Source organism: Paenibacillus sp. LBL, from assembly GCF_029893715.1.
In the GTDB taxonomy this organism is placed as follows: Bacteria; Bacillota; Bacilli; order Paenibacillales; family Paenibacillaceae; genus Paenibacillus_AQ; species Paenibacillus_AQ glucanolyticus.
In genome coordinates this window covers 62,339-82,056 of the sequence record NZ_JARXYU010000005.1, presented here as the reverse complement: position 1 = coordinate 82,056, position 19,718 = coordinate 62,339, and the positions used below count along the sequence as shown (strand labels likewise).

Annotated in this window: 16 protein-coding genes; 13 read left to right on the top strand and 3 right to left on the bottom strand. The window is 46.8% G+C overall.

All coding sequences use genetic code 11. The annotated features are described in order from the left end of the window. Nucleotides 1-3 precede the first annotated feature (3 nt). The 9 genes from M2277_RS13705 (at nucleotide 4) to M2277_RS13665 (ending at nucleotide 11,876) form a co-directional block, all read left to right on the top strand. Nucleotides 4-1,443 carry a sensor histidine kinase gene (locus M2277_RS13705; protein ID WP_063479397.1) on the top strand — a complete coding sequence of 480 codons (1,440 nt, stop codon included), beginning with the start codon at nucleotides 4-6 and terminating at the stop codon, nucleotides 1,441-1,443. Further along, nucleotides 1,440-2,207 carry a hypothetical protein gene (locus tag M2277_RS13700; protein ID WP_036642722.1) on the top strand — a complete coding sequence of 256 codons (768 nt, stop codon included), beginning with the start codon at nucleotides 1,440-1,442 and terminating at the stop codon, nucleotides 2,205-2,207. Before M2277_RS13705 ends, M2277_RS13700 begins: the two co-directional genes overlap by 4 nt. A 522-nt stretch (nucleotides 2,208-2,729) precedes the next feature. Then, nucleotides 2,730-2,948 carry a hypothetical protein gene (locus M2277_RS13695; protein ID WP_063479398.1) on the top strand — a complete coding sequence of 73 codons (219 nt, stop codon included), beginning with the start codon at nucleotides 2,730-2,732 and terminating at the stop codon, nucleotides 2,946-2,948. Then, the gene (locus tag M2277_RS13690; protein ID WP_006210014.1) at nucleotides 2,935-3,825 is read left to right on the top strand and encodes a carbohydrate ABC transporter permease; all 891 of its coding nucleotides are present in this window, start codon (nucleotides 2,935-2,937) and stop codon (nucleotides 3,823-3,825) included. The genes M2277_RS13695 and M2277_RS13690 overlap by 14 nt, the downstream gene beginning before the upstream one ends. A gap of 38 nt (nucleotides 3,826-3,863) precedes the next feature. Then, the gene (locus tag M2277_RS13685) at nucleotides 3,864-4,790 is read left to right on the top strand and encodes a carbohydrate ABC transporter permease (RefSeq protein ID WP_006210015.1); all 927 of its coding nucleotides are present in this window, start codon (nucleotides 3,864-3,866) and stop codon (nucleotides 4,788-4,790) included. A gap of 14 nt (nucleotides 4,791-4,804) precedes the next feature. After that, nucleotides 4,805-6,004 (top strand): efflux RND transporter periplasmic adaptor subunit, encoded by a 1,200-nt coding sequence (locus tag M2277_RS13680; protein WP_280754963.1) that lies wholly within the window; start codon nucleotides 4,805-4,807, stop codon nucleotides 6,002-6,004. A 5-nt stretch (nucleotides 6,005-6,009) separates the two neighbouring features. Continuing rightward, complete coding sequence (locus M2277_RS13675; RefSeq protein ID WP_036642714.1) at nucleotides 6,010-7,392, top strand: ABC transporter permease; 1,383 nt, start codon at nucleotides 6,010-6,012, stop codon at nucleotides 7,390-7,392. Beyond that, nucleotides 7,379-8,776 (top strand): ABC transporter substrate-binding protein, encoded by a 1,398-nt coding sequence (locus M2277_RS13670; protein ID WP_280754962.1) that lies wholly within the window; start codon nucleotides 7,379-7,381, stop codon nucleotides 8,774-8,776. Before M2277_RS13675 ends, M2277_RS13670 begins: the two co-directional genes overlap by 14 nt. A 175-nt stretch (nucleotides 8,777-8,951) precedes the next feature. After that, nucleotides 8,952-11,876 carry a hypothetical protein gene (locus M2277_RS13665; RefSeq protein ID WP_280754961.1) on the top strand — a complete coding sequence of 975 codons (2,925 nt, stop codon included), beginning with the start codon at nucleotides 8,952-8,954 and terminating at the stop codon, nucleotides 11,874-11,876. 77 nt (nucleotides 11,877-11,953) lie between these two features. On the opposite strand, the gene M2277_RS13660 is transcribed toward M2277_RS13665, so the two are convergent. The 3 genes from M2277_RS13660 to M2277_RS13650 form a co-directional block, all read right to left on the bottom strand. Then, nucleotides 11,954-13,729 carry a hypothetical protein gene (locus M2277_RS13660; RefSeq protein ID WP_280754960.1) on the bottom strand — a complete coding sequence of 592 codons (1,776 nt, stop codon included), beginning with the start codon at nucleotides 13,727-13,729 and terminating at the stop codon, nucleotides 11,954-11,956. 370 nt (nucleotides 13,730-14,099) lie between these two features. Next, nucleotides 14,100-15,461, bottom strand: a complete 1,362-nt coding sequence (locus M2277_RS13655) for an MATE family efflux transporter (protein WP_006210022.1) — start codon at nucleotides 15,459-15,461, stop codon at nucleotides 14,100-14,102. A gap of 38 nt (nucleotides 15,462-15,499) precedes the next feature. Continuing rightward, nucleotides 15,500-16,087 (bottom strand): TetR/AcrR family transcriptional regulator, encoded by a 588-nt coding sequence (locus M2277_RS13650; RefSeq protein WP_268745148.1) that lies wholly within the window; start codon nucleotides 16,085-16,087, stop codon nucleotides 15,500-15,502. A gap of 134 nt (nucleotides 16,088-16,221) precedes the next feature. Here M2277_RS13650 and M2277_RS13645 point away from each other — a divergent pair, with 134 nt between their 5' ends. From M2277_RS13645 to M2277_RS13630, 4 genes are all read left to right on the top strand, one after another. Next, nucleotides 16,222-16,635, top strand: coding sequence for a YugN-like family protein (locus tag M2277_RS13645; RefSeq protein ID WP_006210025.1), 414 nt, complete (start codon nucleotides 16,222-16,224; stop codon nucleotides 16,633-16,635). Nucleotides 16,636-16,811: 176 nt separating this feature from the next. Further along, nucleotides 16,812-17,282: a GNAT family N-acetyltransferase gene (locus M2277_RS13640; RefSeq protein ID WP_280754959.1), complete on the top strand. Its 471-nt coding sequence runs from the start codon at nucleotides 16,812-16,814 to the stop codon at nucleotides 17,280-17,282. Between the two features lie 368 nt (nucleotides 17,283-17,650). Next, entirely contained in the window at nucleotides 17,651-18,655 is a 1,005-nt protein-coding gene (locus M2277_RS13635) for a FecCD family ABC transporter permease (protein ID WP_036642706.1), read from the top strand. A 2-nt stretch (nucleotides 18,656-18,657) separates the two neighbouring features. After that, a complete protein-coding gene (locus M2277_RS13630; RefSeq protein WP_280754958.1) occupies nucleotides 18,658-19,680 on the top strand; it encodes a FecCD family ABC transporter permease in 1,023 nt (340 codons plus the stop codon). Nucleotides 19,681-19,718: the final 38 nt, after the last annotated feature.

Sequence of the window (19,718 nt, the reverse complement as noted above, 5' to 3'; positions counted from 1 at the left end):
TCGATGAAGTTTTGGCATAAAATTTATTTGTCTTCGATTCTATCCTTCGTTTTTATCTTTAATGCTGCCTGTATCATGGTCATTGAGAGAAATCATAGCAAGATGCTGCAGCAGGAAATCAACAGCGGTATCAGCCAGAACATGAACATTCACTCTAGTGTCAACGCGATCGTTCCGACTCTTCGCATCTATGATTCCATTGATTACGAGAAAACCGTGTTAACGAATATTGCCAAAGAATTTGTCGAGAAAAACGTTGATCAGCACACATACATGGATATTATGAATGACAAGGGGCAGTCTATCTTCAGCAATACGGACTTTAAGATGCCATCGCAGCGCGAGGAATTGGACAAACTGGCCGCGGATGAAATCAAATATATTTTGAGGGATATCGACGGACGTACTTTATTGTTTACAACGAATATTACGGATATCAATCATAAAAATTATGTGTTCACCTATATCAAAGACATTTCTCTTGTGTATCAGGAGCGCCTGGCTCAGTATAGCTTTTTCATTAGAGTGGATATGGCCGCAGTTTTACTCTATATGATTATTATGTTTTTCATAAGCAGAGGACTGACAAAACCGATCAAACAACTTAACCAAACGGCTCAAATCATTGCAAAAGGAAATTTTTCGGAACGTGTGCAGCTGAAATCAAAGGATGAGATTGGCGTTCTGGCACGTAATTTCAATGATATGGCCGCCGTTGTCGAGGATAAAATCAATGAGTTGGAGCTGCATAATCAAGAGAAGCAACGATTCATTAACAATTTTACTCATGAATTAAAAACACCGTTGACATCAATAATCGGATATGCGAATTTTCTTCGGATATCCAAGTACAACAAAGAGCAGCTTCTAGACGGACTGAATGTGATTTACTCTGAAGGAAAACGGTTGGAGTCACTTTCGTTGAAACTGATGGATTTGATCCTGCTTCAGGAGGATCAATATCAATTAGAAAAACATGATCTGGTAGCAATCATTGCTGAGATTAAATCTACGATGGAGTTGAAAGCTAGGGAGAAGCACGTTACGATTGCTATCGATTGCGAAAAAGGCAGTCTGTTGTTGGAAAAGGATTTGATAAAAATCGTGATCTTCAATCTCGTGGACAATGCACTCAAGGCATCTGCTGCAGAACAAATCATTACGATTCGTGCATACTGGCGCGGCAGTCGATACGTGCTGGAAGTCATCGACCAGGGTATCGGGATTCCCAAAGAGCATCAAGACAAAATCTTTGAACCGTTCTATGTGGCGGATAAAAGCAGAACGAGAGGAAACAATGGAGCGGGCTTAGGCCTTTCTATATGTCAAAGCATAGCTCGTATACATCATGCCATCTTTGAAGTGAGTAGTGAAGAGAATCAGGGTACGACATTCAGACTCATCTTCGATCAAGGAGAACGAGAAGGCGGGGGGATACAATGAACAAGCTCAGCTTTCTTATTATTTTCGCTGTGTTCATGATCTTAACGACGGGTTGCGGTGGATTCTATAACAGCATCGAGAAGGACAAGGTCATGGTTAAAAAAATAAGCAATGAGCGAGAAAGCAATGAAGTGAATTACGAAGGCGTGCTTTCACAAGAGGCCGTGAAAACATTAAGCATAAATGCGGTCAACAAGTATTTCAATGAACAATTAACGTTGAACCAAGTTCAATTTGAGCTAATGGCGGCAGATCAAAACAAGTTGAAAGAGCTGGTCGAACAAAACATTGCCTCGCGTGCATCTCAGAAGGATAGGGAGGATGCCAAAACAGAGTTGAATAATATTCCCGATGGCCTGTACTATGTTACGATGACCATAACTCCCACTCGCAAAAAAGGATACGATATCGTATTGAATGCAAGAGATGGCAATGTCCTGAAAATCTCTAATTTCCAGAAATCGGACTATCAAACAACAGTAGATATAAATAAAAATATACCTTCTTCTAAAATAACTGAAACCTCGGGCAAGTTTATTCAAGATAAGGAAGGTTACTCTTTATCAGATTTGAGTGCGGATTTTGGCTCGTTTAGCTCGGCAGATGAAGCAGAGATATATTACAGGAGTAAGAAAGACAATTCATTGAAATATCAAATTACAGTTAATTTAACCAGCATGAAAGTTACAGGCTTCAACAAAGATCTGATGGTAATGCTCAAGAATTATCCGAGATCGCCTGTCAACCTTCAAAACCAAGACTAGCTGCATAAAGCAGCTAGTCTTTTTTTGTGCGTGCGGACTATTTTCAACAATTACAACTTCATTACAACTCCATCTCACTTATCATATATCGCAGTTTTATACTGTCCATATAAGCGAAGTAGTGATAGAGAGGAGATTTAAAAAGTTGTTTAACCTACGGAGAAGTTTTAACCTTCCTCAGACAGCGCTCACCAATGTCAGACTATAAACAATGCTATATGACGGGGATTTGATGTAATCACAAGGACGGTTCTGAGGAAGACGCATCCGCAGATTGCTTCCAGCCATAGGGATCGTTGCTGCCTGCCTATATTTCTTGCATTGACAGGTACCGGGGGATCGACTGCATTTAGTGGAGATATCTGGTCAATTTTAACTTATGGTCCGCAAAGAACAGCGTTCATCTGTAACGAGATGGGCCCAGGCCTATGCTTCATATCTTGCTCAATCTATTCGTAATAGCGATAGATGAGCAAGGGCAGAAACTCACAATATTTTGGAATTTGAAAGGAAGTTTACCCTATGCCCAACTGGATTCGAAAATCGCTGACGGAAATTACTATAATCGGCAGGGTTCAGCGGTCTGATCCGCTCGTTTCATACAACAACATGGCAACACCGACTCCGTTATGGATGAAGAGCGACGTTCGATGTGCTGATTTGGACTATTCAGGGCAACAAGATGGGGTTGCATCTAGGATCACGCTGCCGGAGGAGGAATCATCCGATGGATGGGATTAATTTCGGTCGTCGTCTCCTTCGAGTCTTCCGTTCCGACGGATCATATGCCGCTTTGTTTTTGATTCCGAGCGTAGCGGGAGTGACCTTGTTTTTTTTCCTGCCCTTTGGAATCGGCTTTTATTACTCGCTAGTGGATACGCCGATCGACGGTAAGCTCGTCGGTATCCGCAATTATATCGATCTGCTCAGCAACAATTCGTTCAAACGAGCGTTATGGAATTCGTTTTTATTCACCGCATTATGCGTACCGATCAATATGATGCTCTCCCTTCTGTTGGCAGGCTTGCTGAACGGCAAGGTGTACGGGCAGCGCTGGTTCCGCTTGTCGTTCATCTCGCCGCTCGTCATTCCGGTCGCTTCCGTTGTGCTGATCTGGCAAATTTTTTTCGAACGGAACGGGACGCTGAACGGCTGGCTGGAGGCTTGGGGGATGGAGCCGGTTGATTGGATGGACAGCGAGTCGGCAATGTTCATCGTCATCTTGATCTATATTTGGAAAAATGTCGGTTACAACATGCTGCTGTTTTTGGCGGGCCTGCAGAACATACCGGAGCATCTTTATGAAGCGGCCCGCATCGATGGAGCGGGGCGATGGCGCCAATGGCGCTCGATCACCATCGTTTATCTTACCCCGACGACCTTCTTCGTGTTCGTTATGTCCATCATAAACTCGTTTAAGGTATTCCGAGAAACGTATATGCTTGCAGGGCCTTATCCGCATCAAAGCCTGTACATGCTCCAGCATTTTATGAACAACATGTTCCAGCAGCTAGATTATCAGAAAATGACTTCTGCGGCGTTTCTGATGGCAAGCGCAATTGTTTTGATGGTTCTTGTTTTGTTTACCGTAGAACGCCGATTCAATCGGTGGTTATAAAAGGGCGACTCGATGCCTTGGAAGGAGAGTGGAGCCGAATGAAGTCAGGCGGAATTATGCTGCGCGGGAAATTTGGCAGCAAATTATATAAAGGAGTGTTAACCGCATTCCTGGCGCTGCTTGTCGTCGTCTTTGTTTTCCCAATCGTGATGACAACGATCCATTCCTTCAAAACGCCTAGTGAAATAAAAAGCGAGCTGAAGCCGATTATCAAGAGTTCCGATGAAGAGGAGCAAAACAATCAGCAGTCAATCGGGGAAGAGAACAAGTACGTCCAGCTTAAGCTGATCCCGTCAAAAGCGACGTTGAACGCCTACTACGACATTCTGTTAGCTCAGCCGCAGTTTTTGATGCTGTTCTGGAATTCCATGAGGCTGACGGCGCCGATTGTGGCCGGGCAGGTCATCCTATCGGTGCTAGCCGCATACGCCTTCTCCCAGCTCCGCTTCCGCCTTAGGGAGCCGCTGTTTTTCGCTTATATTGTCGTCATGCTGATGCCGTTCCAGGTTACGCTTGTGCCGAACTATATTATGGCGAATTCACTTGGTTTGCTCAATTCGGAATGGTCGATTATTCTGCCGGGCATGTTCAACGCATTCGGGGTGTTTCTCATGCGGCAGTTCATGCAGGTTGTTCCCTACAGCTACATTGAAGCAGCCCGCATGGACGGAGCCGGGCATTTGAGAATTCTGCTTACGATTGTGCTGCCCATGTGCCGATCCGGAATAGCCGCGCTTGCAGTTCTGGCCTTCATCGACAACTGGAACATGGTCGAACAGCCGCTTATTTTTCTGAAAGATGCCATTAAACAGCCCTTGTCCGTATATCTCGCTTATATCAGCGAGGACGATATAGGCCTCGCGTTCGCGGCATCAGTCATCTACATGCTGCCTGCGATTTTGCTTATGCTTCATGCGGAGAAGGAGCTCGTCGAGGGTGTACAGCTTTCAGGCGTTAAAGGATAGAAAGGAGAATCGATATGGAAGCTGCAGTTTTAACCGAAGAGAGATCCTCCGGCAAATCAAAAAAAAGAAAAACGGGTGGAATCATGGTCGCATTTATTTTAATGATGCTCGTGCTTACGTTATTTTCCAATACGATCCTTGAATACTCTCTACCCCGGGTTTCAGCTGCTAGCCCGACCTTTGGCAGCCTCATCTTCACCGTAAACGGCTCCGGCTCGGTTGAGGCGGCGGAAGAGGTCAAGGTGATATCCGAGAATGGCGCTTGGCCGGTGAAGAAAGTGGAGGTGGAGGTCGGAGACAAGGTCAAAAAGGGCCAGGTGATTGTCCGATTCGATACGTCGGATACGGAAGAGCAGATCGAGACGGAGCATCTGAACTACGAGAAACAGCAGATCACTCTAGAAAAGCTGCAGACCAGCTATAAGGAAGCGAAGCAGGCTGCGGATGACAAGCTGGCAGCCGGATTTGCCCGCGATATCGAGAGCGCCAAGCTCGATCTGGACGCCCAGAAGCGCAAAGTCGACCGCCTGAGAGAGGAAATCAGCAACTACGCGGTGCTGACCTCCTCGCAGGAAGGCGTTGTCTCCGAGGTTCTCGCCACAGTTGGCGCGCTTGTCTCTCCCGGGACTGCTGTTGTTAATCTCCAAGTAGCAACGACAAGCTTCGAGTTCAAAGCCGATGTAACCAATGAACAGGCGAAACGCTTGAAGGCTGGAGATCTCGTTAAAATTACGATTCCAAGTCTGGACGATGCCGAATTCGAGGTCAAAATCCAGTCCATTCAAACAAAAAAGCTCGACCAGCCGGAAGGCCCGCAGAACAACACTCCAGGCGGAGGCCTGCAGCAGACCGCGGATCAGAAGGAAATGGTGGCTGTTATTAAGGACAAGCGACTTGAAGGGGGTGAGGCCGGGGATTTCGAATGGACAAAAAAAGCAGGTTCAGAGGAGGATGGTAAAACACTCGTTCCAAACAGCGCAATTCGGGAGAGCAATGAAGATGGGAAATTTGTCTACCTCGTTTCCGAAAGAAAGGGCTCTCTCGGCAAGGAGTATTTCATTCGCAAGGTCAAGCTGACCATTGAGGAGTCTGATGCGGAATACACCGTGGTCAAGGACGGGATCGGTCCGTCCGATAGGGTAGTCACTTCCAGCAATAAGCCGATTGAGGAAGGCAAGAGGGTGCTGGTATCCAACGGAGACGGAACGGAGTGAGGATAATGCGTTTAGCTACTTTTCTGGTGGCCATCGGCATGTTTCTGATGTGTTTCAGCAGCGTGTTCTCCGAAGCCGCCGTCATGGCATGGCAGCAGTCGGGCGGGACGATCGGCTCCGAGCGGATTAATCTGCAGGTGCAGGCAAGCTCTGTTCCGGGTCAAATCGGGATTGCCGGCTACACCGACCAAGAGGTGAATAAGCTGATCGAGTCCTGGAATGGAAAAGCGGCTTACTCCATAAAAGGAAGTTTCCCTTTGAAGGCGGATAACCGCCAGAAAGAGGTTAACACTGCCGGAATCGGCGGGGATTATAGCGACTTTACGTCCATCTTGCTGGATAGGGGCAGCATGATTTCAAAAGCGTCTATTGAACGCAGGGATCAGGTCGTTGTCATTAGCGACAGCCTGGCCGACTACCTGTTCGGCTCTGCGGATGTTTTGGGCAAAGAGCTTTTTATCCGAGACAAGAAGTTTCGAATCATTGGCATTTACCGTTCCGAAAATAACCTGATGGAATGGATGACCAAGGGTGTCAGGCCGGAGGCGCTGCTGCCGTCAACCGTATTTGCCGATTTAAGCCCGGAATCTCGGGTAGGAACCATTTTGCTTGAAGCGTCCGGGGATGCACTGCTGAACGGGGAGGCGGAAGTCCATAAAGCGTTGATGGATAACAACCTGTCCGTTGAAACTTACAAAATTCGTATCGGCGAAAAAAGCTTAAGGCTGATTCAGCAGCTTCCGCGCTTGCTTCCGGCGCTGACGGGTATTCTCACTCTTGTACTAGGTCTGATGTGGATGCGGAGAATCGCCGGTGGCACATACAGCCGAATGAAGCTGGCGCTGCAGATCGGCGACTCCAACGAGGTAATGAAACGGGAAAGGTTTTATATGCTGAAGCAGATGCTGTCATTTTTTGCAATTGGCGTCAGCACAGCCGTGTTAGTGCTGCTTGCTCGATTTTCTTTTTTCATCCCTGCTGAGTATATTCCCGGCCGATGGATTGATCTGAGCTTTTTCAAAACAAAGCTCTTCCAGCATTGGCAGGAGCAGCCCGCTTTATTCGGACATATGCTTCCCTATCAATTGATGGAGGACCGGCTTAATTCCTATATCCCGGTTGTGGCAGCAATCGGCTTGCTGCTTGGCTTACCCTTATTCCTGCTTGGAATTCGAGAATGGAGAATGATCGCCCTCCCCTCTTCGGATCGATTTATCCGTTTGTTTTACTGCATCGCTGCATGTTATTTGGTGGTGGGTCTAGCCCTGCTGCTGCTTGGCTTGCCACAGCTTATTTCGCCCGGCTTATGGGGTTCACTGTTCGGATTTAGTTTATTCATGGCAGCTTATAGGCAGCCGAATCGAGAGGATGATTATGTTGAGCATTAGATGGAAGATTGGCAAAAAAGGTATAGTCTTATGTATTCTGGCAAGTGCAGTTGCCTTATCGGCCTGCAGCTCGGGATCCAATACCCCGGCAGCGGGCTCTGCCAGCGGTTCTCAAAGCGCGGAGCAGGGTTCAGGCGAGAGCAGCTCGGGATCCAATGTCATTACCGTATCGGTCGTTACGTCCAACCGATTACTGGAGCTGGCGAAAGAGAAATATGAAGCGGCCAATCCCGGCGTTACGATTGAATTGAAACAATCCTACGAAACTCCCAAACCACAAGGCGGGGCTATGGCGCCCTCGCGTCCGGTCGGATACGATCCGGCTGCAGTGGAGAAGCATGTCACTACCGTCAATACGGAGCTGATGAACGGCAATGCTGCCGATCTTATTATGGTTGATTCGCTGGCGTATACCAAATACGCTGATAAAAATCTGCTGGTTGATTTGCAGTCTTATATGACAGAAGAAAAGGGTTTTAACGACGAAGATTATTACATGAACATTTTTGACGCGCTTAAATATAAGGATGGCTTGTATGCGATTGCTCCAAACGTCGTTCCGGATATATGGTTTGGGAATAAAAAACGGATTATTGACTTGGACCTTGATCCGAATTCATGGACCTGGGCTCAATTTTCCGAAAAGCTGGGAGAGCTTGCCAAGCAAGGCAAAGATCCAGTTGTACAATACGTTGTGCCTGAATATTTCACCAGTGAAAGAGTTGGTGAAAATATCGACAAGTTCATGAACCTGAACGAGAAAAAAGCCAGTTTTGACAGCCCTGAATTCATCGGTTTGCTGAACGAAATCAAATCCTATTACGACAACGGGATTCTTCAGGAACCTGAATCATACGGAACCAGATCGGGCAAAGCGGGCGAGAGTCTGAATTTGAAGGAAGCTTTCGTTAAATCCAAGCTGCAACGATTCGAGTCGCTTAACTTTGGGAAAATGCTGTTCGCCGACCCACAGGTGTTCATGCCGCCTATAGAGGACGGCGGCAAAGGTAATTCATTTCGAGTAGGCATGCTGCTTGCGATGAATGAAAAGTCGAATAATAAGGACAAGGCATGGGACTTCCTTAAATTTCTTCTATCGGAAGAGATGCAATCAGAGCAGGATTTGCAAGGTCTGCCGGTCAACAAAAAAACCGCCGAGACGCAAATCAGAGCGCTTGAGACAGCGGGAGAGAATAAGCTGTCAACGGAAGAAGTCGCAAAAGCGAAGGAGATTATACCTCAGTTGGCGCGTTATGGCGGAATCGAACCCAAAATCAACGACCTTGTGATGGAAGAAACAGTACTATTCTTTAAAGGCGAAAAAACTGCTGAGGACGTAGCCAAAACACTACAAAACAAAATTACACTGTACATGGAAGAATAATCATATTGGCCAATGACTTCAATGGGTCACGGGCAAGTCAACACCGGACGGCAATCTATTTAAACGAACAGGTTGATGAATGATGAAGCAGCCCACATCGTGCGCTGCTTCATGTTTCAAGAAGAGGGAAATCGAAAATTGATTTCATTCATTGTTTTCAACTGGAGGTATCTTTATGTACAAGCCAAGAAAGACGTATGTGGCCATTCTGTTTAGCGCTGCGGTATTAATTCCATTCACGGCCAATGGAGTTTACGGGGCATCCATGTCAGCTTCGTCCGTTTCCAAGTCTATTACAGCAGCGTCATTGTTCACGCTGGATGAACTCGCCCCGGTCAGTTTAAAGCGCAATGTCACCGTGAAACTGATGGATATGGACATTTTTGCACAGCCGAGTGGGAATATCCTCATATATACACTTCGTTACAGTAACAGTAGCGGAAGTAATGTGGATCTCATTGATTATTTCTCGGAGGTTACCACGACAGGCGGATCGACCATGCAAGGCAAACCTGTTTCGAGTGACTCAACCCCAAAGATAGTGCCTGCAAAGAGGAGCATATCCATAACGTACTATGTGAATATCGGCAAGTCCACAAAGACAAGCGGAGTGGAGGTGTCCCTATTCGGGTGGGATTTCAGCAGCAGCAATTACCAGAAAAGATTGGGGAGTTTTACGATCCCTAACCAATATTCATCCATCGTTCCAATAGGCCAAAGCAAGAAAATTTCCATGAATAACCTGCCTGTCCTGATCAGGGCGGAAAGTCTGCAGAAAATGGAATACAATGGGAAGGTATACATGAAGGTAGGGGTCAGTCTCACGAACGGGGGGACGAAGGTACTGGAAGATCTCGGTTATAAGGCATACTTGAAATCAGCTGGAGGTTCGGTATTTGAGCTCTTGCCAGATGAAACCAGCAGCCGTTACCAAATTAAGCCTCGGGAGAAGAGAATGATGTACTATTGGACGGAGATTCCTTCCTATGTGAAAACGGATCGTATGATCCTTCAATTTGCCCAGGAAGAGGCAGCCTTGAATATAAATCTCCCGGTCGGATCCTTCAAGCTTCCTGCGGCAGCCCCTGACAATCCTGTAGCCAAAGGCCAGGGCATTAAGATCATGATGGATCAGTTGCCTGTAATGACCAGGGCAGAGAGTTTACAGAGACTGAAACTGAATGGGAAGGTGTACCTGAAGGTAGGGGTTAATCTCTCTAACAGGGGGACGAAGGTGCTCGGTGATCCCGGTCATAAAGCATACCTGAGATCGGCAGGAGGTTCGGTATTCGAACTATTGCCTGAGGATGAAGTTGATACGGAAGGTCTTTATAAGATACAGCCGCAACAAACGAAAACCATCTACTACGTGGCAGAGGTGCCCTCCAATCTGAAAACCGACAATATGATGCTGCAATATACCCGTCAAGACGAAGTCTTGAAGATGAATCTTCCAGTAAAAACCTTTAAGCTCCCGGCAGCAGCATCTTATGTTCCCGTAAACGAATATGGCGTCAAGAAAATTACGATCAACCATCATTCAATCGAAACACAGCTGAAAAACGCCTCGGTCTATACAGAGAACGATTCTGCAAAATGGAGTCTTCAATTCCGTATGAAAAACATCGGTGAAAAATCCATAACGATTCCCGCTTATGAGTTGTCCATCAATGCTTCCGAAGGGTACAGCATTCCAGTAAATAGCAAGGCACTTGCTAACCTTACCTTGAAGCCACTGGAGGAGAAGATCGTTGAATTAAGTGCCGATGTGCCCTTACATCTGAAACAAAATGCGCTGCAGCTGCAATTATCAGAACCTGCTGTGACGGATAAGATTATATTTCCTACTGCGTATTATAAAATTCCTTATGCCCAGGAAGGAAAAAACCATTTAGGATTAGAGAGCATTGTCGAGAACCAGTATGGCACGTTCGGGGTAAAGCTCAGTTCCTATCACCGGCTGCCATGGACGGATGAAGATCAAATTGCAGCTAAAATCAGAATTCGAAATACGACATCATCGTCTGTGCAACTGCCAGTCCTTAAAGCCCAGGTGAACGCGGGAATGCGGGATCTCAGCGGCACTACCCAAATCGTCGCTCCGAACGATATAACGGTACTTGCTCCTAATGAAACGGTGGAACTATATGTGCTGACCAAAGTCCCGTACTCTTACCATTTCAATCAGCTAAGGATTGTACTGCAGGAAAATACGGGAGAGGATGCTGTTAAATTTCTTACTTTGAATGCGAGCGCACTTGATTATGAAATGGCTCAAGTTGCTGCAGGCGAGTCATATCAAATCGATACGATAGGCAGGAAAGCGGAAGTCCGCGAACGTCTAACGACCGTCTACCGTGACGGCAGCTCAAATCTGATATATACGGAATTGGCCATGACCAGCGTAGAAACACGTCAATCCAAGCCATCGCAGCTGGTGGCTTACTACAAAACAACTGAGAATCAATACTATGAAGCCGAAGTTACTCAATCGTCCAACTTAGTAAGCCCTGGCGGAAAAAATTTGGTCACCGTGTGGAGTGAAATTCCGCTGGATGTGAACACTTCACAGCTTGTCTTGCATATTGGGGAAGGCATAGCCGACGGCAAGCTGACGGAACCAGGCAAGGAGTCAACGGGATCTATTAATACGATTGGATTAGCCCTTAGTCCTGGAACGATTCAGCCTGCGACAAATTTAAGGAATGTGGAATTGTTCCCGTATAACCTATCCATTACGAGAGCAGAGGGGACCCTTAGCGAAAGTAAGGTTGCTCTTGATTTTATTTACGACCTGACTCTAAATCGCGAATATAACGTGGGATCGTACGACCATAAACTTATCCTGGAGATGATAGACCCGCTAGGGAAAGCCATGGAAACATCATTAACGCTGGGAACCGACCTTACGATAGGCAACCATAAATCATATTCCATAACGTTCAACAATAGCTTCCACAAGGTGTTGAGCGGAGGGACGATTCGAATGAATCTCTACGATGAGTTCCAAGGCCGTAGAGTACTGCTGGGAAGCCAGTCGTATCCACTAATTACGGAAGCAAATCAAGCCGATAACGATGGGGGTGAGGGACGATTCTAAAAGAGTTATAACATATGCCATAAAAAAATAGCCCCGCTGTTCAATAAGAGCAGCAGGGCTATTATCCATTTAATTAATCAGGGTTTAGCATTCTTCCAATACGTATAAGCATGAACAATGCTTCCGGTATAGGAGGAAGAATCCTTTAATAATTCAGGCAGCTTCGCAAGTTCTGCCTCCATGTAGGCTGCGCCTTCCTCATAGAAGGTAATATGGTCGCCCTCATGGCTCTCTTTGATCTCCACTGAGATCAGGAGCGGCTTGCCGAGTTCATCCGCAAACGCGATTTCTTCTCTGGATACCGCGACGATACCGTTAGACCCTTCGGCTGAATCCCGGAAGGCCATAAGGGATACATGATCCATACGATTTATCATCCATTTGCTGAGGGATATGTCTTGGCCCGTCACTTTATACTTATCCAGCCAAACGGCCATATCCATGCTGGCTTCCAGATTGGAGTCCTTCCTCAATTCCGTAACAAAGGCGTCCAGATTCGCGGTCCATTCGGATATGACCTGCTGCGAATCTTCCTTCCATGCTGGCAGCACATAGGGCTCAATGTCCAGATGAATGCCGTGAAAACGTTCATTGCCTTCCACGGCACGATTATAATTCTTCACGTAATTGACCAGTCTGAGCATTCTGGGCCTGTTCTCTTCAAGCGCCCATATCGGATGGCCGCCCATAGCATGAACCTCGATGCCGGCCTCTGCCGCTTCTTTGACAAAAGAGGAATAAGAGCTGTAGGGCTGCTCCAGATCCAATCGGACATAGAGCCAGTTCAAATTCTTTTCTTTGGCAAAATCAAGAATCTCCCGGCTGTTCTGCACCACTTCATGGGCTTCCCATATGTAAGTGCCTCTTACCACCGGATCCCGGGTAACAGGATCCGCATCCGGGACGCGTTCGCCTTCTCCCGGGTCAGGATCCGGATCAGGTGTTGGGTTTCCTCCTCCAGGGGGGATAACCTCTCCATCCGACATGCTCTGCCAGTTCCGTATATCGTGAATAGCGATTCCACCAAAGGACTCGTAGGAATCGAGCACGCTGGACAGATGCTCCAGCTTTTGATTCATTCTCTCTTTTCCATGTCCATAAAAGGTAGTATGGGCCTGACCGGGCATCTCTTTGGTATTAACCCCAATGAGAAGCTGCTTCCCAAGCCTGCCGGCAAGCTCAAGCTCCTCCCGCGTCAGGTCGAGGATACCGTGCTCGGATTCCACCTGATTCCGGTACGCCATCACTGTCACATGGTCAAATGCACCGATCAGCCATTCATTAAAGCCGACTCCGTTTGGCAAAGTATAATGATCAAACCAGAAGGGGATATCGATTCCAAGCTCTAATCCCATTCCGGAAGCCTGGCTTAGGAACAGCGTTAAGTTTTGTTCCCAGGCCGCGATAATCTGATCCTGCGCGGTTCCCCACTCAGCAAGCACATAGGGTTCGATATCCAGATGAATTCCGTCAAATCGGGCGCTGGTTGAAACTTTATTATTATAGTCGTTAACCCAAGTAACAAGACCGAGCATATCGTTGCGATATTCGGTCAATGCCCATCGGGGGTCTCCTCCCAAGGCATGCACCGCAATCTGCGCGTCATGCGCACGCTGTATAAACGCTTCATATGTTTCTGCTGGCATCTGACGATTGATCTGCAGGTATATCAGATTTATTCCTTCTTCACGGGAAAAATCCAGCAGTTCTTCTCCGCCATCCTTGATCAGATCGGTTTGCCATATCCAAGTTGCTTTTACCGTAGTACTATCTCCGTATGCCGGGGTTTGAAGCCCCACCAGAAGCATGACAACCAACAGGCCGGCAAGATTCTGGTAACCTTTCACCTTCATGTTTTCCCTCCGTTTCTCTGTGAGAACTCCACCCATTCTCTATTTAGTAAACGGAGTTATTATAGCATTGATGTTTCAAAAAAAGATGAGCCCTTGTTCTTACGGGACAAGCTGAATTCCACGCATCGAACGGATGATCGGTATAAAAGGAACTACTTCTTATTTGGAATTATCTTACTAAATGATATAAATTATATGAATATTAACGATTTTAAGGCTAACTGCTCAGGAATAAAGTTGCGGTTTGCAGTCTTGGTCTGCCCTGGTATCACAATTTGCAGTAAAAAATTTCATGCTGCCTTGAATATTATGGTTTACGATCGATTCCATAGAATTTGGCTTGTAATAAAAGGGAGACGACAATCCTGCTTTATAAGATTGTGCCCTGCTTACCGAAGTAATGTCCTTGGCGTTTCACATAGATGATGATGGTGATGAGCATGACGAATTCCGAGATCGGAACAGCCAGCCACGCCGCTTGAATCCCGAATAAGGCGGGAAGGATCGATAAGAAGATAAGCAGGAAAAAGATTTCTCTGCCCGCCGTGATCCATGCTGCCATTTTCACCTTGCCGATCGATTGGAAATAGGTCATCATAATAAAGTTTATTCCCATAACAAGATAAGCAATGAAGAAAATACGAATCCCTGAAGTGGCCATATTTTGAATATCGGCTGAGAAATCGCCGAAGATATTCACAATGGGGGCTGCGGCTATTTGACCGATCATCGTAAAGGCTGCCCCCGTACCTATGGCAGTCCAGGTCGCAATTCGAACCGTTTCCCGCTTTCGATCATGCTTCTGACCACCATGATAATAACTGACAAGCGGCTGAATGGCAGAACCCATGCCAAGGAACAGCAGAAGCATAATTCCGTGCACATAATTAACAATCGAGAAAGCGGCAACACCCTCGGTTCCGGCAAGTCTGGAGAAAACAATGTTGTGGGCTATGGTGAAGACGGAAATACCCAATTCCGCAAGAAAACTCGGGAAACCGAAAGTGAGCGTTAGGATAAACAGCTTTTTATCGAAGCGGAATTTCTGGAGCTTCAAATTGCTGCTCTTTTTGAAAAAATGAGTGCCTAACACCAAAAGCCCCAAGAAGGCTGCGGCGATGGTGCCGAAAGCAATCTCGCGAATGCCAAGCTCAAGCACGTACAGAATGACAAAGTTAAAGATAACATTGGAGACGGCCGTAACGATAAGGGCCAGCATGGCGAGTGTTGGATTCCCGTCGTTACGGATGAAAATGCTCAAGGCATTTTCCAATGTGAAGATAAATCCGAGTGTAAGAAAGACATTCATATAGTCCGATGCGAATGGAGCCGTTTCCGCGTTGGCTCCCAGTAGATAAACGAGCTGACCATGGAATAAAAACGCGATGCCACCAACAACGATGGTAAACAATAAGATGAGCGTAACGGAATGGGTAAAAATGAAGCGGGCCCGATCCGGGTTCCTTGCGCCCATGCTCTGGGAATAAAGGGTTGCTCCCCCGATCCCGATCAATATCGACATCGCGACGAAGATTGTATATACCGGCCCGGAAATATTGACTCCTGCAAGAGCCGCGGCACCAAGCTTGTTTCCAACCATGATGCCGTCCACAACGATGTTAACGGCCATTAATACCATCCCGACTAAAGAGGGGATCAGATAACGCAGGAATACCTTCCCTGTTGACTGTGTATCAAGAATATTCTGTTGCTGTTGCTCCGTGGTTGACATGATGTACTCTCCTAATTCATTGCGAATAACAATTTGATTTATTTTGAAATGCCCCGCCAAAAGACGGTCCAAGCCGATTCTAGCTTCTCATTAATTCGCTCCGGGCTTGAATCATATACCAATTCAATCATCAGAGCGTCGACAATGCCCATAAATGCACTGGCGGGAATGCGGGGTTTCTCCACAAATATTTGCTCTTTGCTCATCCATTCTGCGAACTTCGCCTCCAGCATCTTCCGCACTTGATCCTCAATGGCGAGGACTTCATTTCCGATCAGGTGATAGAGGTGTTCCGGAGGAAAGAAGGAGATGCGCAGCCAGAATTTCATGCGCTCATCCAGCTGAAACAGCTCCTTGACCATAACCAAAAACGCATACAACGATTTTTCTGGTGACGGGTCCTGCCGATTGTTGAAAAACGTTAGCTTTGTTTGCAGTTCAACTTCGCCCGCATCTCGCAGAACCTGCAGAAACAAATCATCCTTGTTTTTAAAATGAGAATACAGGGACTGTTTTTTCAGTCCAACTTCCTCAGCTATTTTTGAGAGAGAAGCTCCTTCATAACCGTGAGTCGAGAAATGCTTGAGCGCTGCTTGCTTAATATCGTCACTTTTCAATCGTATCACCTTCCCTTACGAACGTTCGTCAGTAATCATAACAAGTGTGGGATGAAAAAGCAAGAATGACCCAGGGGCGCTCCGTATAAAGCCTGGAATTCACGTCCATCCTAGAACTAAAACCGGAAGGTGAGGTAAGCGATTTGATTAATTTGGAATCGAGGCTTGAGAATATCGAAGACCGTTTTGTGAATATCGACACCTATTTATGCAAGCATGATTTTACATTGGCCGGGAATTGGGATTACAAGCATGGCTATCTGGACAAGAGGCTGGATCAGGACCGGATGGTGTGGCTTCGGATTCCATTTCGCGTAACGAAGGGGAGTCTGGATGGTGAATGCGGAGGATGTCACGCGACCATCAAACTCGGACGACCGTTCGTATTCCGTCATATTTACAATAAAGGCACCGATAAGCATGCAGCACCTCATCTGTTAGGTGCTCTATTTGATCAATTCCAATCACCGATCGACCCTGACGCGACTGTGGATGATATGTGGGTGGAGCAGGCTCGAAATGTGCTGAACGAGGTAGAAACAGGGTATCTGCATTAATGTAAGGTTATGCTAAGAGATCAAACTTGCTTGGTCTCTTTTGTTCGTTTGAAGCTGTTGCCGGTGACTTCGATCTTCAAATATGATAAACTCCGTACAGATAAGTTCGATTATCCGTTCGTATATATAAGGATTTAGTGATAAGGTGAGGCTTATTATACAGAGGTGGTGGGAGCTTGAATTATCGGAAAGCAAGCATGGATGAAATCCATCAATTGATCGAATTAAGGAAAAAGCAGTTAATTGATGAGGGGATAGAGCCTTATCAGAATATCGATGCAGAATTGCTATCTTTTTTTAACCATAAAATGAGTGATGGTTCTTTGATAGAGTGGGTCGTAGAGGATAACGAAGAGATCATTGCTACGGGGGCCGTCATGTTCTATGACTTCCCGCCTTCATACTCGAATAAGAGCGGCAAGAAGGCTTATATTACGAATATGTATACGAGAGAAGATTACCGCGGACAGGGGATTGCAACCAGGATGTTATCTATACTAGTGGATGAGGCGAGAACAGCGGGGATTTCGAAAATATGGCTTGGCGCTTCCAAATTAGGTAGGCCGGTATATAAGAAGTTTGGTTTTCAAGATACGGATGAATGGCTGGAACTCAATCTGCAGCCTGATAATTCTTCGAGATCATAACCGCCATCATGTACATTATAGGCCTTTCTCTTTGCAGTTATGGGAAAACCGCTCCATGGTCATGGAGTGGTTTTTTTGCGTTCCATGAATGGGTACAGTCTGCATCTCTTCGATAGAGGAATTCATTGACTTACTAAAGGCCTGGAACTACAATGAACATATAAATGATAACGATTCTCAGTCAAAAATGTTGGAGAAATAGGGATATGAAATCATCAGGTCATCATAAAGAACGATTGCAAGTTCCAATCCTTAAAAAAGATCATGTACATATTCGGTAGATAGTTTACAATGATAATGATTATTATTATCATAGTGGGTACGAATCGATCAATGTGGACGGAGAGAAGGGGTTCAAATCTATTGTTATGAGTGGAAGTAGACATATCATCTTTATCTTGCTGTTATTCGCTGCATTGCTGGGCTTGGGGCTTACCCTGTTCATGTCTGTCTCCTATGGCGCTAAAGATCTCACCATGGGCACGGTATGGTCTGCCGTCATGCATTACGATGCGGAATTGACGGCGCATCAGATCGTTCATGAGATCCGATTGCCACGCGTATTAGGCGCAGCAATAACCGGAATGGCATTCGCCGTGGCTGGAGCAATCATGCAGGGGGTAACCCGCAATCCCATGGCCGACACCGGCATTCTGGGCATCAACGCGGGTTCTACCTTCATGGTGGCGTTATGCTTTGCATTTTTACCGAATTTGTCTTATTCGGCCTTGATGGCTATTTCATTTGCAGGGGCAGCTATGACTACTGTTTTTATCGTGCTGCTGGGTTCGCTAACGCCAGGCGGCCTGAACTCTATTCGGTTAACGATAGCGGGAGCTGTCGTTGCCGCTATACTCCAGTCGTTAAGCACGGGCATTGCGATTTATTTCGCTTTGAGTCAGGACCTGGCTTTCTGGTATGCAGGAGGTGTAGCCGGTGTAACCTGGTCCCATCTCAAGCTGCTGGTACCTATCATTTTGATTGCAACGATATGGGCCTGCATGATGGGGCGATCCATCAGCTTTTTGTCACTAGGGGATGAATCCGCGACCAATTTGGGCGTACGAGCCAGCAGGGTTCGTTTTCTCGGAATGACTGCTGCAGTTGTACTAGCAGGAGCTTCTGTGTCAGTCGCGGGATCGATCGGATTCGTGGGCTTAATTGTCCCCCATATCGCCCGCAGGCTTGTGGGAGCGGATTACAGGAAGATCATCATGCTCTCGGCCATTCTGGGCTCCATATTGCTGGTATGGGCTGATTTTGCCGCACGTATGGTCAATCCGCCAAGAGAATTCGCAATCGGGGCCATGGTGGCCATGGTCGGCGTTCCTTTCTTTCTTTATCTTGCGCGTAAAGAGAGGAGTGATCTGTAGTCATGGATGAAAAGACCATATTCCTCTTAAGAAGAAAAAGAACAATCCGTGTTGCGATTGTCTTGCTTGGTGTAGCCTTAACCGTCATCTTGATCAGCTTGAACACGGGGACCATCCGGCTGTCGCCTACCAGTGTTCTGAAGGCTTTAATTGGTTATGGCACGGCGGAGGAGAGCATGATTCTGTACGAATACCGTCTGCCTCGAATTATCATTACGATGCTGGGTGGAGCCGGTCTTGGCATTGCCGGTGCGGTATTTCAAGGTGTTTCGCGGAATACGCTGGCTGATCCGGGTATTCTAGGGATTAATGCCGGGGCGGCATTTGGTTTGATTGCCTATATCTCATTCTTCCGTTCACTGGATGGACCTGCCGCACTGATGATTCCGCTGTTTACGTTTGCGGGAGGAGCCGTCATTGCACTGGTAATATTTTTATTTGCATACGACCGCTATAGGGGGCTGCTGCCCATTCGGCTGATACTGGTCGGAATCGCCGTGTCTGCAGGTGTTAGTGCGATGACGCTGCTGCTCTCTCTTCGATTAGATGAAGATACATATGCCTTTGCTGCCCGCTGGCTGGCAGGCAGCGTCTGGAGCAGAGATTGGGTAAACGTCTGGGGATTATTTCCATGGATCGTTGTACTAATTCCAATCATATATTATCGTTCCGCGACGCTTGATCTGTTTACATTGGGCGATGAAACGGCAGCAAGCCTCGGAAGTGCCGTTACCCGAAGCCGGTTGATCCTGCTTGCGCTTGCCGTGGCTTTGTCCTGTGCCAGCGTATCGATGGCCGGTGGCATTGGCTTTATCGGTTTAGCAGCGCCGCATATAGCCAAGCGGCTCGTAGGTCCGCAGCACCGACATTTTCTGCCCATAGCGGCCATGACAGGGCTTGTGATCTTGGTCGCTGCTGATACGATCGGCCGCTCCCTGTTTCAGCCTAATGCGGTGCCGGCAGGGGTTGTCGTAGCCGCAGTCGGGGGACCTTATTTTCTATATTTATTGTTCACAACAAAATAAGTACAACTATAACTAACATTGCATACGGAGGTATAGAT